A 12,445-nucleotide genomic window follows, 5' to 3' on the forward strand; every position below is an offset into this window, starting at 1 on the left:
GCACATAAACAAACAGTAAGCTAAATTCGATCGTTAGTATGATCTTGGCCTACAAATCCCGCACAAAAGCTTAATTGCCAACCCCTCGTGCGGGGAATTCTACTTCTTGCTTAACAAATCCTACGACGCAGAAACGTCACCGCCGCCGCGTTTTTCGTAAACTTTGTCAATCAATCCAAACTCTTTAGCAGCATCAGCTGTCATGAAATTGTCGCGATCAAGCGCTTGCTCAATCGTTTCATAATCCTGCCCCGTGTGCTTCACATAGATCTCGTTCAGACGCTTCTTCAAATTCGCAGTGTGCTCTGCGTGAATCAGAATGTCAGTCGCCTGCCCGCGATAACCACCAGATGGCTGGTGCACCATCACAGAAGCATTTGGCAGCGCGCCGCGCATGTCTTTTGAACCAGCGGCCAAAAGCAACGAGCCCATGGAAGCCGCTTGTCCAACACAAAGCGTGGCGATCTCAGGCTTAATAAATTGCATCGTGTCGTAAATCGACAAACCAGATGTCACCACACCGCCGGGCGAGTTAATGTACATCGCAATTTCCTTTTTCGGATTTTCCGATTCAAGGAACAATAGCTGAGCCACAATCAAAGACGCCATATGGTCTTCAACCGGACCGGTCACAAAGATGATGCGCTCACGCAGCAAACGCGAGAAAATGTCAAATGAGCGCTCGCCACGGTTGGATTGCTCAACAACCATCGGCACCAGCGTGCTCATATATGTATCAATCGGATCTTTCATAAGTCTCATCCTTGGTGAATCGAATCGGCCTTATTTCCGATCAGATATGATGCGTCTTAACGTGCGGTAAAACCGCTAGATAGGTCTTGCCCTCTATCCGTTCAAGATAGAGTTAATTTTTCATCTCGCCACAGCCAGTGCACTAGGCACCAATTGGGGCAAATCGGTGGCGATCATCCCCTCACCACCATACTGCGCTGCAGCCAGCCCATGCACATAAACCCCTGCGCACGCTGCGTCAAATGCTTCCATGCCCTGAGCCTGCAATCCGCCAATTATACCGGCCAAAACATCGCCGGACCCAGCGGTTGCCAACCAAGGGGGCGCATTTGAATTGATTGCAGCCCGACCATCCGGCGAAGCAATAACACTGTCTGCACCTTTAAGCACAATCACAGCACCTGAAATTTCTGCGGCTTTCCGAGCCGCCTCTACTTTACCAGCACTCAATTCGACATTTTTAAAAAGTCGTCCAAACTCTCCTGCATGAGGCGTCATTACCACATTGCCATTCGTCTTCTTAATAGCGTTGAAAATCGTTTCTGGATCACTATTGAAACAATTTAGTGCATCTGCGTCGAGCAACAAGGCCCTGTTAGACGCAATCGCAGTCAACACATTGTGATAGGTGGCATCTGATACGCCGTTGCCGGGCCCCACCACCAATGCATTAAAACGTTCATCGTTGAGCAACTCAGACAAAGGCTCATCGCGCAACATGATTGCCGTCAAATGACTTGCATGTTCCTTAAGTGCTGCACGCTCACCATTAATGGTCACCAACCCCGCCCCTGCCCGCAAAGCAGAAAGTGCCGACATGCGCGCCGCACCAGTTGCGCCGCGTGGGCCAGAAACGACCACACAATGCCCCTTCGAATATTTGTGGCCGGCTACATTTGCCGTTGGCAGGCGCCAATTTTTCGGATGATTTTCGATCGTCTGCGGCTCAATTAGCCTTAGGACTTGTTTTTCTATCCCAATCTGACGCAGCGCAACATTGCCGCACAATTCGCGACCAGGCAGTAATAGATGCCCCGGCTTTTTTCGAAAGAAGGTGATAGTGGCGTCTGCTTGAATTGCAGTCCCCAATACCTGCCCCGTAGCACCATGCACACCGGTTGGCATGTCCACTGCAACTGTTGGCGCAAGAGTTTCGTTCGCCAATCGAACAATATCAGCGAATGCTCCCGCTATCGGTCTGTCGAGCCCTGCGCCGAATAGTGAATCAACCAAAAGCGATGCATCTTCAATGATTTCTGGACTGTACGTCTCTGGATTTCCCCATTGCTGCAAATAGTACATTGAGGCAGCAGAATAACGATCCTTGTCGCCAAACTGGACCAACCGAACGGGCCAACCGCGATCCCGCAAATAGCAGCCGATCACAAAGCCATCGCCACCATTATTGCCTGGACCACACAGAACTGAAACCGGGGCACGCGGATAATGTTCGACAATATATTGGCCAACGGCACGCCCGGCATTGCCCATCAACTCGATTTCGCTTGTACCCGCCTCAATAGACAAGGAATCAGCACGGCCCATTTCTTCCGGCGTCAAAAGCGTAAGTTCGGAATCAAAATAGCTCATAAATTCAGTCTTGCGCCTTTCCGCTTAATTGCAAAGCCCCATAGCTTCACAACAAAGCGCCTTTTGTGCCATGATTTGGCGCAAATCTGGAGACACCGCTATGTCCGACAACGATCCAACACTCGCAATGCGCGAAAAGGCATGTACCTACCCCGGCGTAGATGAAGGCACGGCCTGCACCCAAAGCTCGTTCAAAGTGAAAGGCAAGGCCTTTTTGTTCGCTGGCCCACAAGGTGGGCGATACAAGGCTATGTTCAAACTAAAAGAGTCGCGGGACGAAGCCCAAAAACTCGCCGGCAAATATCCCGACAACTATCAAATCGGCACAAATATCTGGGTCACCGCGCGGTTTTCAAATGAGGAGCCAATGCCTGAGGATGTTTGGACGCGATGGTTGGATGAGAGCTATGCGTTGAGTGTACCGATGAAAAAGTAGACTCTATGCCGTTTTAGTCTTTTGGACGCGGTGCCAACAAAATCTTGACCTGATCGACGGCATAGTCGGAACGCAGATCAGGTTCAGTGAAAATTCTCTGAGTAAAAAGTGCATGATCTCGCGCAGCTCCATCGTCGCCCATTATCACCTTTTTTAACACCGGAGATACGGTCGCTTCGCCAAGCGCAGCAAGAGAGACACTTAGACTCCTTTGCACTTCTCGCCCCCCACGCCCAAGAAGCGCACACAAATCACTAGCCAAACCTTGCTCTTCTCCAGAAGGAACAAGCGTTACCGCAGCACGCCATGCAGCCTGAGCAACCTCGTCGCATGGATCATTGAGCAATTGCTTTGTGATTACAAACCAAGCGTCGGCACCTTCAATCTTTGAAAGTGTGTGCAACGCTTGACTGCGAGCTTGTTTGATATTTGAGGAAACCGCAGTCACAAGTTTCGGGACAACCAGCTCTTTTGGGAAACGAATAATGCTCCATGTCAGCTGTTCCCTAACGCTAAAATCAGATTCAACCGAACAACGATCAACCAGCAAATCAAGGAATTCAGGTTGTGGATTCATGCCGATCCCTAGTGCCGCCTGCAAACGCGTAGACACATCATCGGACTGCAATGCCGCGGTGATATCGTTTATCTGTTTTTTTCCAATCATCGAAGAAACCTGAAGGTCTGCCCAAACAAACCCAATAAACCACAAGACGAACAAACTGCTTTGATTTCCCTCAAGCTAGTTTCAAGCAGAAATACAACTGAAAACAAAAAAAGGCCGCCCAAATGGACGGCCTTCCTAAAATTCAAAACTAAAAAAGCTTAGTCGTGGTGGTGAGGTTCAAGATCTTCTTCTTGGCTCTCTTCAACCAGCTTCACCAACTCTTCTTTAGTGACTGTTTTGTCTTCAACATCAGCCAACTCAACAACATAGTCGATGACTTTGTTTTCAAAGATTGGTGCGCGAAGGCCCGCAAGCGCTTGTTGATTGTTGCGGAAGTAGTCATACACCTGCTGCTCTTGACCAGGATATTTCTGAACTTCGGCGATCAACGCTTGTTGATGCTCTTCTTCGGTCACTTGAACGTCGTTCTTGTTGCCGATTTCAGCAATAACCAAACCTAGGCGAACGCGACGCTCTGCAATTGCAGTATACTCTTCGCGTGCTTTTTCTTCGGTTGTGCCTTCATCTTCAAAGCTGCGACCGTGGTGCTCGATATCGTGCATCACGCGGTCCCAAATGCCTTTGAATTCTTGCTCAACAAGCTGCTCAGGTACGTCAAACTTGTGTGTTTCGTCCAAAGCATCCAACACCAAGCGCTTAACGCGTGTTTGTGTCATCTGCTTAAACTGACCACCGATTTGATCTTTGATCATTTCGCGAAGTTGATCGAGAGACTCAAGGCCAAGATTTTTGGCGAATTCGTCATTCACTTCAACGTCAGATGGCGCTTCGATGCCCAAAACTTCAACATCAAATGTTGCATCTTTACCAGCAAGGTTTTCAGCGCGGTACTCATCAGGGAATTTAACTTCCACAACTTTCTCGTCACCAACTTTTAGCCCAACAAGCTGCTCTTCAAAGCCAGGGATGAACTGACCAGAACCAATCACCAATGGTGAACCTTCTGATGCGCCGCCTTCAAAAGGCTCGCCGTCAACTTTACCCAAGAATTTGATGTTTACACGATCACCTTCAGCAGCCGCCTCACCTTCAGCTTTCGCTGCGTAAGGACGGTTTTGCTCAACAATCGCATCAAACTGCTCTTGAACGTCTTTTTCGTCTACTTCAACGACAGGACGCTCAATTTTGATTTTTTTGAAATCGCCCAATTCAACTTCAGGCAAAACTTCATATGACATTGTGAATTCAAGGTCTGCTTCGCCCTCAAATACTTTTGTCAAAATTGCTTCGTCTTCAGGAAGGTCGATTTTAGGCTGCATTGCAGCTTTTTCTTTGCGCTCTTCCAATGTCGACTGCACGCCAACATTGATTGCGTCTTGCATTACGTCGCCCATAACAGAGCGGCCATATGTCTTTTTCATGTGCGCAAACGGCACTTTACCCGGACGGAACCCTTTAAGATTCACAGTGCCCTTAAGCTCATTCAGCTTGTCGTCAAGCTTCTGGCTAAGCTCAGATGCCGGAATGCACATTTCCAATGTACGCTTGAGCCCTTCATTGAGGGTTTCATTGACCTGCATTAGGAAATTCCCGTCTTCAATATCTACTATTCGATCGATCGAAATGTCTGCTGAGGAAAAATGGTGCGGGTGGAGGGACTTGAACCCCCACGCCGTGAAGCACTAGAACCTAAATCTAGCGTGTCTACCAATTTCACCACACCCGCCTTTAAACCTCAGCGACGAAGTCGAAGCGGGGTCTAACCCATACTATCCAAACAGTCAAAGCCCTTTTCGCATTTTTTTTGAAAAAACCTTTGAAAACGCATTTCAATTCGCCTGCCCTGTCCAAAAACCGGGCACCACGCGAAAAAGCGCCACCACCTGCCCAAAATTTATGCAAAATGCACAAAATTTATGCACCACAACTGTGCACGCACTGCCTCACAATTCAGCGACCACTGCGTAACCCTTTATTAATACTCGATTTTGTCCAGAAGACACAAACTGGCACGCAACCTGCATTGATAGTGCCAGACGCAAGATCAGGTCCTTCGGAGTAAAGATCAGTGAAAAAAATTGAAGCCATCGTAAAGCCGTTTAAACTCGACGAAGTCAAAGAAGCACTTCAAGAGGCCGGCTTTCAGGGCATTACAGTTACTGAAGTTAAAGGCTTTGGACGCCAAAAAGGCCACACAGAGCTATACCGCGGCGCAGAATACGTCGTGGACTTTCTTCCAAAAGTAAAAATCGAGATCGTGGTTTCTGATCACGCTGTGGACAAGGCCGTGGAAGCGGTTCGCGACGCAGCGCAGACGGGCCGCATCGGAGACGGAAAGATTTTTGTCTCCACGATTGATCAAGCAATCCGCATTCGGACCGGTGAAACCGGCGACGAAGCGGTCTAAAAGAACAACCCAAAAAAATACCTCTATATAAGCGGGATAAGCATATGACTACTGTGAGTGACGTTCTCAAAAAAATCGAAGACGAAGACGTAAAATTCGTTGACCTTCGTTTCACAGACCCACGCGGCAAGCTGCACCACATGACAATGGACGCGTCTGTTGTTGATGAAGACATGTTTGAAGATGGCGTCATGTTTGACGGTTCATCAATTGCTGGCTGGAAAGCCATCAATGAAAGCGACATGGTGATGATGCCAGACTTGGACACTGTCGCTATCGATCCATTCTTTGGTCAAACAACAATGGTCATCAACTGTGACACACTGGAGCCAAGCACTTTTGAAGCTTACAACCGTGACCCACGCATGACAGCGCGTAAAGCTGAAGCTTATGTGAAATCATCTGGCATTGGTGACACAGTTGTAGTTGGTCCAGAGCCTGAATTCTTCATGTTTGACGATGTGCGCTATAGCACAGACCCTCACCACTCCAGCTTCTCACTAGACCACACCGAGTTGCCAACAAACACAAACGCTCAATATGAAGCAGGCAACATGGGTCACCACGTTGCAACTAAAGGCGGCTATGTTCCTGTTCCACCTGTGGACAGTGCACAAGACATCCGTTCGGAAATGCTTTCTGTATTGAAAGAAATGGGCGTGACAGTTGAGAAGCATCACCACGAAGTGGCTTCTGCACAGCACGAGCTCGGTATCAAGTATGACACGCTAACTCGTATCGCTGACCAAGTTCAGACATACAAATACGGCGTTCAGCAAACAGCACACGCATACGGCAAAACAGCAACCTTTATGCCAAAGCCAGTATTTGGCGATAACGGTTCTGGCATGCACTGCCACCTTTCAATCTGGAAAGACGGCAAGCCAACATTCGCTGGCGACGGCTATGCTGGATTGTCTGAAACTGCATTGCACTTTATCGGCGGTATCATCAAACACGCTAAGGCAACAAATGCATTCACTAACCCTTCAACCAACTCATACAAGCGTTTGGTTCCAGGTTATGAAGCACCAGTATTGTTGGCATACTCAGCGCGTAACCGTTCTGCTTCTTGCCGCATTCCATTCGGCTCTTCACCTGCTTCTAAGCGTGTTGAAGTGCGTTACCCTGATCCGCTTGCCAACCCATACTTGGCGTTCTCTGCCTTGTTGATGGCTGGTCTTGACGGCATCAAGAACAAAATCAACCCAGGTGACCCTATGGACAAAGATCTGTATGAATTGCCAGCGGAAGAATTGAAAGAGATCCCAACGGTTTCTGCATCACTTCGTGAAGCTCTAGAAGCTTTGGACGCAGACCGCGAGTTCCTAAAAGCGGGCGGCGTATTTGACGACGACCAGATCGATTCTTACATCGCATTGAAGATGGAAGAAGTTGAGCGCTTCGAAATGGCGCCACACCCGGTCGAGTTCGACATGTACTACTCTGCATAGGATTCCCTCCTATCCCCTAGGTAGCAATACCTATACCTTAGGGCGCCTTCGGGCGCCCTCTTTTTTTGTCTGCACCTAACGCCGTCTTGCAACACCGAACCTCAGCGCTATGAATGCCAGAACGATCAATCCCGCATTGATGAAAAACACGAGTTGAAATGCGTTGCCTATAGAATCGGCAGCTGCATCTGCCAAAACTGAAGTGCCTGCACCAATCGTAAAAATGGTGGCAATCACTGTTGCTCCAATGATTAATCCAGCATTGCGTGACATATTGAGCAAGCCAGACACAAATCCGCGACGTGAATCAGCAACGTTGCTCATGACTGCCGTGTTATTGGCGGACAAAAACATCTGATAGCCCGGGGTAAGGACCACCAACGCAACAATATATCCAGCAAGCGCCCCAAAATTTGGCAAAAATGCAAAGCAAAGCGCACCACAAAACACAAAGCCTAATCCGATTTGCGTCACTTTTTGTGCGCCATGTCGATCAACCAACACGCCTGATGGGAAACCAGAAAGAATCGAAATAGCGGGCCCAACGGCCATCACCAAGCCGACAGCACCTTCGCTATAACCTAAAGCATAGGTCAGATAGAATGGCCCTGCGATAAATGTGGTCATCATGATCACTGCCACAAGACTGTTGGCGATTGCAGGCGCAACATATCTCACCAAATCAACTGTCGGACTTGCATTTCGAACCACCGGCACGCGGTCTTCGTTTTCATCACGCAGCACAAGAAACGAGAATAGCGCACCACCAACAGCAGACGCCCCCAGCAATACGAACAGAGAACGCCAGCCAAAAAACTCAATTATGATTCCTCCGACGGAAGGCCCAAGCGCGGTTCCCACCGCGGTCATTGCCCCCAATAGTCCCATCGCGCGACCAATTGAATTATTCACTGAACTTTGTTTTGCCAGCGCAATTGCGACCACGGCCAAAAATGCTGCGCCAACGCCCTGAACGATCCGGCCAGCTATCAGCATCCACAAAGTCTGCGATCCCCAACATATCAGCGCCCCTGATAGAAACACTGCATATCCAAGAAGCAACGAGGGTTTTGCGCCAATAGAATCTGACACGCGCCCCGCCAGGACCGAAAACAGCGTGAGCGCCAACAGATAAGCTGAAACGACCCACTGTACGATCGTTAGCTCAGCGGCAAAAGCAGTTGAAAGGGTTGGAAGCGCAACATTGGAAATACTCATTCCAAATGTTGGTAGCAAGGTTGCAATTCCCAAAGCGGCGAAACGCCAAAAGGGGTTTGTTTTTCTGCCCACATAAGCGGTTGTTGTCATGATTTTCTCCTTGAACAATATCGAGCCGTGAGTCACGGTACGAACTTAAGTCAACTTGAGGTCAAGCATGAAAACTCTCGATATTGGAACGGTGTCGAAAATGACGGGAATCGCGCCATCAACGCTGCGCTATTACGACGATGAAGGCCTAATAGAATCGGTGGGTAGGCATGGTCTACGCCGCCAGTTTGAAGCAAATGTGGTTCTTCAACTTACACTGATCAATATGGGGAAAACGGCTGGTTTTTCGCTTTCTCAAATCAAGAAAATGTTCAATGTCGACGGCAAACCAGAAATCGATAGAGAAGAGATCTTGGCAAAGGTTGAGGATCTTGGAAAGCAAATCAAACAGCTGACAGCATTGCGTGACTCTCTAAAACACGTTGCCAATTGCCCTGCCCCTTCACACCTTGAATGTGAAAGCTTTCAGCGCATGGTCAAAGTCGCACATAAACAAATGGTGTCTCGGCAAAGCCGCCAAAAGCAATAGGCTCTGTGGTGAATTCAGCGAGAACGTTTGGCAAGCAAACTGTTTTTCACAAGCCGGAATATGAGCCAAGAAAAGAAAAGCGTCCCCGCTCCATAAAGAACCAAGTAAAGCACAGCTAACACGCTGCTCGCAGCATCAGGTGCCACCAGCCAATAGTTTAGGCTGCCGACATAAACACCAATCAACAAAAGAAGATGCCAAGGCTGCATTTCCCGCACCACCTTTGGCGCAGATTCGGCAGGTTCCAAACGCAAGAACAAATAGATTGCAACTAAATAACTGATCCCAATCGCCAAATAGGCAATCGGTTCACTAGGTAAGCGCTCTGGAAACACCAAAAACAACCAAATCACATAAGTGACGATCATCAACGCAATCAGGATTGCATTACCGAGTCGGCCGAACACTAGCGCGGACAAGCCCACCCCAAGTGCACCCCTTGCCAATGCCAAAATCAAAAGGACACTGCCAAAAAATGCAGCATTGGCAGATACAGGATCAAACCCTGAGCCACTTGCCAAAAATGATGAGATTGTTGCTGCCAACACAATCAACAACAAGAACTTTGATGAGCTAAAACGCAAGAAACGGTGGTGATCAGCGATCAATTGCGCACCCGTCAGCCATTGAAACGCGACAATGGGCAGAATGAAAGACATCACCGGATGCCAGAAAAACACCAACATCGGAAACTCAGCGAGGCTGATGCCCGCAAAATGGCCAAACCCCTCGCCCGTCGAATCCCAATAGCCAGCCCAAAGCACCTTGGTCAGCGCCGCTTCATAGAGCGCAAAGACCATACCAAGACAGTATAGCGAGACAAGTGAAACTCGGTTCGATTTTAACGCCACCATCAGCAGCAACAGAACATGACCGAGATATAAGGGAAACGTAACCAACAAGCCCCACGGGTCAACGAACCAAGTTCGAGAAGAACCTGCAAATACCTCGCCAAACAACATGGAGAGACAACCAATGAGCAAAACTGCACTAAGACGTTTCAGCAAATTGGTCTGCCCCTCCTTCGTTTAGGGATACTTCTATGCGTGCCCGACAGGCGCTACCGGCGTGCGCGCCAACTCTTCAAACTTGGCTGACGAATTGAGCGCAACTTCTCGGGTCAATCCCGCATAATTGAGCACATCGTTGGTCAAATAGCCAAAACGCGACATTTGTCGCGCATGAATTTCAACAAGCGCACGAACATGGTCTTTGCTCATAGCGTTTTTCCATGCGTTCGGCTGAGGCTTTTTGCCCGCCATGCCGTGCACCGCCAACGCCTTATCTGCCGCATCAGCGATTTGCGCGTCGTCTACCGGCATTTTTAGGTGTTTGGCAATCCGACCCAATTGACCGTGTGGATCGGCGGCGATGTCCTCAAAACGCACCAAAAGGTCGCCATCTTCATCCGCGTTAGTCCAGCTCATAACATTTTGCGACCATGAGCCCCATGGCTCAAGCGCATGCGTTTCGCTTGTTGGTTGACGATATTCGCTTGTCGCCAGCAGTTTCAAAGCAGTCACCACGTCCTTTTTGCCAACAGTTGCAAAAATTGGCGCTAGCATCAGCGGGTTGCGGATCAAATAGACCGAACCAATCGAAACGTTCATATTGATGCTCGGCACGCCATAAAACTCAGCACGTGGCGCATGAGTTTTCACAACTGGAATTCCAGGGTAAGTCTTTGAGATATACTCGTGTACCTTTGGCCGAGCAGCGGCAATTTCTTCTTCACTCATTTCGCGCGGATGCTTGCCCAAAACGGTTTCATAAAAATGCGCATGCACGTCCCATGGTAGGTCGCGATCTAGCAGTTCAATCGCTGCTGGGTCTTGGGGGCGATAGCCAAAATTCTTCGCCAGATGCTGCAAAAACGAGCGCACCAATTGGTCACCGCTATGCGGGTAAGATGCGATCCAATACAAAGGGGTGGCTGGCTTTTGCGACATTTTTGATCCTCAAGAACTACAATTCGCCTCTATTTAAGGCTGCAAGCGCTTTCGCACAACCCGCATGCCAATGGAAATCAATTTTACGCGTTCTGATGAGGTGCATCCGCAACAATATCTGCGAGTCGACCAACATCAATTTGCAATTGATTGCTGATATCCAAAATCATCGGAACTAAATATGGGCGGCTATCCAACGCAGATCGCAAATGCTCTTGCCCAGTGCCGTCGGCCAATCCTGATATCAATGCACGCCCAGCAAATTGGTCGGCAATCGCAAGTGCATCCGAAAGGCGCAATCCAAGCGCCAAAGTAGAATTCGCCACAAACCCTGTCCGGTGGTCATGCGCACGAATGGCGTTTAACGCTTCAAGTGGCAACCGCCCCTCGAGCCAATCAGCAGTCAGCAAACCGTGTTTGGTTCTTTCATACTTAGTTTGCTCTTCATCCAAATCATGGCAAAGCGCCACAATCTCCCACAACTCCTTGCCCTCTTTGAGTTCCGCTGCGATACCAAGCATGATGTACGCGACCACTTCACAATGGAGCACCTTCTGGCTACCAGCCAGATGTTTTTCCAATAGCTGGCGAGCGTCATCAACACTCAGCCAATCTGCCCTTTCCGCCATGGCTAAAAACTCACTTCTTCGCCAAGTGCCTGCACTAAGTGGGCGCGCGTCGCAATTTCAAATCGCCCTGGCCAATCAAGCTCCATTTCTTTGAAAACTGGCTTTGCGTACTCTAAAAACATGCGCGTAGTCTCCATATGCGCAGCAATTATGTCTCGACGTTCCGCGCCGGCGTTTGGCAGGCTCTCAAACAGCTCATGAGTTTGTTTGGTTAGCGAACGACGCAAGTTCAACGCGCCGCATTCCCTGCTCCGCTCAGTCTCGATGGCAAAGCTCATGAACAGACTTTTCAGATGTCCCAAACCAACGTCACACAAGAACAATTCGTTTCGCCCAATGCCAACCGCTAGTAATCCCAGAGTTCGTAGATACTCGTTTGCCAAAAACTCAAGTTTTGCCACTGACGTTTTATACGGCGGTTCAAGATTAGAAAGTTTGTCAAACAATTGCTCACGCTCGAAAACTGGTTTCAGTTGATCTTGAGCGCGTTTTAAGAAATCGTCTTTGCTTTCGACATACAAGTCAATGCGTGTCCACCCACTAGTTATCATATTGACCAGTGCGGCCTTTCCGACCTGCTTACGGCAAAAAACAACATCAAAATGACTGTGGCAAAGGTCTTCCCAAGCTTTGACCACCAACGGAGTGTTTTCTGGCTCCGATATCGCGACAAAATCAAAGTCACTGAATCTGTCAGCACATCCAGCACCGTAGCTGCCACCTATATAGAGCCCCACAATTTCGTGAATTCCGGGAGCATCGCTTGTGAAAATACCAATTATCTCTTCCGCTTTCATCGGA

General features: G+C 48.9%; 13 protein-coding genes and 1 tRNA gene. 4 read left to right on the forward strand and 10 right to left on the reverse strand.

Going from position 1 to position 12,445, the window contains the following annotated elements; translation table 11 throughout:
- Positions 1–120: 120 nt before the first annotated feature.
- Positions 121–753 (reverse strand): ATP-dependent Clp protease proteolytic subunit, encoded by a 633-nt coding sequence (locus QQL65_RS13900; RefSeq protein WP_284365522.1) that lies wholly within the window; start codon positions 751–753, stop codon positions 121–123.
- Positions 754–873: 120 nt separating this feature from the next.
- Complete coding sequence (locus QQL65_RS13905; RefSeq protein WP_284365523.1) at positions 874–2,343, reverse strand: NAD(P)H-hydrate dehydratase; 1,470 nt, start codon at positions 2,341–2,343, stop codon at positions 874–876.
- A gap of 100 nt (positions 2,344–2,443) precedes the next feature.
- Between QQL65_RS13905 and QQL65_RS13910 the strand changes: the two genes are divergently transcribed.
- Complete coding sequence (locus tag QQL65_RS13910) at positions 2,444–2,779, forward strand: MmcQ/YjbR family DNA-binding protein (RefSeq protein WP_284365524.1); 336 nt, start codon at positions 2,444–2,446, stop codon at positions 2,777–2,779.
- 13 nt (positions 2,780–2,792) lie between these two features.
- Here QQL65_RS13910 and QQL65_RS13915 read toward each other — a convergent pair whose 3' ends face one another.
- From QQL65_RS13915 to QQL65_RS13925, 3 genes are all read right to left on the reverse strand, one after another.
- Positions 2,793–3,446, reverse strand: coding sequence for a HEAT repeat domain-containing protein (locus QQL65_RS13915; RefSeq protein WP_284365525.1), 654 nt, complete (start codon positions 3,444–3,446; stop codon positions 2,793–2,795).
- A 158-nt stretch (positions 3,447–3,604) separates the two neighbouring features.
- A complete protein-coding gene (gene tig, locus QQL65_RS13920) occupies positions 3,605–4,987 on the reverse strand; it encodes a trigger factor (protein WP_284365527.1) in 1,383 nt (460 codons plus the stop codon).
- Positions 4,988–5,048: 61 nt separating this feature from the next.
- A tRNA-Leu gene (locus QQL65_RS13925) sits at positions 5,049–5,133 on the reverse strand.
- 342 nt (positions 5,134–5,475) lie between these two features.
- On the opposite strand from QQL65_RS13925, the gene QQL65_RS13930 reads away from it, so the two are divergent.
- Both QQL65_RS13930 and glnA read left to right on the forward strand, forming a co-directional pair.
- Positions 5,476–5,814: a P-II family nitrogen regulator gene (locus tag QQL65_RS13930; protein WP_284365529.1), complete on the forward strand. Its 339-nt coding sequence runs from the start codon at positions 5,476–5,478 to the stop codon at positions 5,812–5,814.
- Positions 5,815–5,858: 44 nt separating this feature from the next.
- The gene (gene glnA, locus QQL65_RS13935) at positions 5,859–7,268 is read left to right on the forward strand and encodes a type I glutamate--ammonia ligase (protein WP_284365531.1); all 1,410 of its coding nucleotides are present in this window, start codon (positions 5,859–5,861) and stop codon (positions 7,266–7,268) included.
- A 75-nt stretch (positions 7,269–7,343) separates the two neighbouring features.
- Here glnA and QQL65_RS13940 read toward each other — a convergent pair whose 3' ends face one another.
- Positions 7,344–8,576 carry an MFS transporter gene (locus tag QQL65_RS13940; protein WP_284365533.1) on the reverse strand — a complete coding sequence of 411 codons (1,233 nt, stop codon included), beginning with the start codon at positions 8,574–8,576 and terminating at the stop codon, positions 7,344–7,346.
- Between the two features lie 67 nt (positions 8,577–8,643).
- On the opposite strand from QQL65_RS13940, the gene QQL65_RS13945 reads away from it, so the two are divergent.
- Positions 8,644–9,066 carry a helix-turn-helix domain-containing protein gene (locus QQL65_RS13945; protein WP_284365535.1) on the forward strand — a complete coding sequence of 141 codons (423 nt, stop codon included), beginning with the start codon at positions 8,644–8,646 and terminating at the stop codon, positions 9,064–9,066.
- Between the two features lie 14 nt (positions 9,067–9,080).
- Here QQL65_RS13945 and QQL65_RS13950 read toward each other — a convergent pair whose 3' ends face one another.
- The 4 genes from QQL65_RS13950 to QQL65_RS13965 all read right to left on the reverse strand — a co-directional run bounded on the left by QQL65_RS13950 (position 9,081) and on the right by QQL65_RS13965 (position 12,441).
- Positions 9,081–10,073 (reverse strand): hypothetical protein, encoded by a 993-nt coding sequence (locus QQL65_RS13950; RefSeq protein ID WP_284365537.1) that lies wholly within the window; start codon positions 10,071–10,073, stop codon positions 9,081–9,083.
- Positions 10,074–10,106: 33 nt separating this feature from the next.
- Positions 10,107–11,015: a sulfotransferase domain-containing protein gene (locus tag QQL65_RS13955; protein ID WP_284365539.1), complete on the reverse strand. Its 909-nt coding sequence runs from the start codon at positions 11,013–11,015 to the stop codon at positions 10,107–10,109.
- Between the two features lie 83 nt (positions 11,016–11,098).
- Positions 11,099–11,644: an HD domain-containing protein gene (locus QQL65_RS13960; protein WP_284365541.1), complete on the reverse strand. Its 546-nt coding sequence runs from the start codon at positions 11,642–11,644 to the stop codon at positions 11,099–11,101.
- 2 nt (positions 11,645–11,646) lie between these two features.
- Positions 11,647–12,441, reverse strand: coding sequence for a nucleotidyltransferase family protein (locus QQL65_RS13965; protein WP_284365543.1), 795 nt, complete (start codon positions 12,439–12,441; stop codon positions 11,647–11,649).
- Between the last annotated feature and the right edge of the window lie 4 nt (positions 12,442–12,445).

The organism is Maritalea porphyrae (assembly GCF_030159895.1).
GTDB classification, from domain to species: domain Bacteria; phylum Pseudomonadota; class Alphaproteobacteria; order Rhizobiales; family Devosiaceae; genus Maritalea; species Maritalea porphyrae.

Bases quoted from the DNA above. Each gene is read 5' to 3' on its own strand.
- QQL65_RS13900 (WP_284365522.1), bottom strand. From the start codon at position 753: ATGAAAGATCCGATTGATACATATATGAGCACGCTGGTGCCGATGGTT.
- QQL65_RS13905 (WP_284365523.1), bottom strand. From the start codon at position 2,343: ATGAGCTATTTTGATTCCGAACTTACGCTTTTGACGCCGGAAGAAATG.
- QQL65_RS13910 (WP_284365524.1), top strand. From the start codon at position 2,444: ATGTCCGACAACGATCCAACACTCGCAATGCGCGAAAAGGCATGTACC.
- QQL65_RS13915 (WP_284365525.1), bottom strand. From the start codon at position 3,446: ATGATTGGAAAAAAACAGATAAACGATATCACCGCGGCATTGCAGTCC.
- tig (WP_284365527.1), bottom strand. From the start codon at position 4,987: ATGCAGGTCAATGAAACCCTCAATGAAGGGCTCAAGCGTACATTGGAA.
- glnA (WP_284365531.1), top strand. From the start codon at position 5,859: ATGACTACTGTGAGTGACGTTCTCAAAAAAATCGAAGACGAAGACGTA.
- QQL65_RS13940 (WP_284365533.1), bottom strand. From the start codon at position 8,576: ATGACAACAACCGCTTATGTGGGCAGAAAAACAAACCCCTTTTGGCGT.
- QQL65_RS13945 (WP_284365535.1), top strand. From the start codon at position 8,644: ATGAAAACTCTCGATATTGGAACGGTGTCGAAAATGACGGGAATCGCG.
- QQL65_RS13955 (WP_284365539.1), bottom strand. From the start codon at position 11,015: ATGTCGCAAAAGCCAGCCACCCCTTTGTATTGGATCGCATCTTACCCG.
- QQL65_RS13960 (WP_284365541.1), bottom strand. From the start codon at position 11,644: ATGGCGGAAAGGGCAGATTGGCTGAGTGTTGATGACGCTCGCCAGCTA.
- QQL65_RS13965 (WP_284365543.1), bottom strand. From the start codon at position 12,441: ATGAAAGCGGAAGAGATAATTGGTATTTTCACAAGCGATGCTCCCGGA.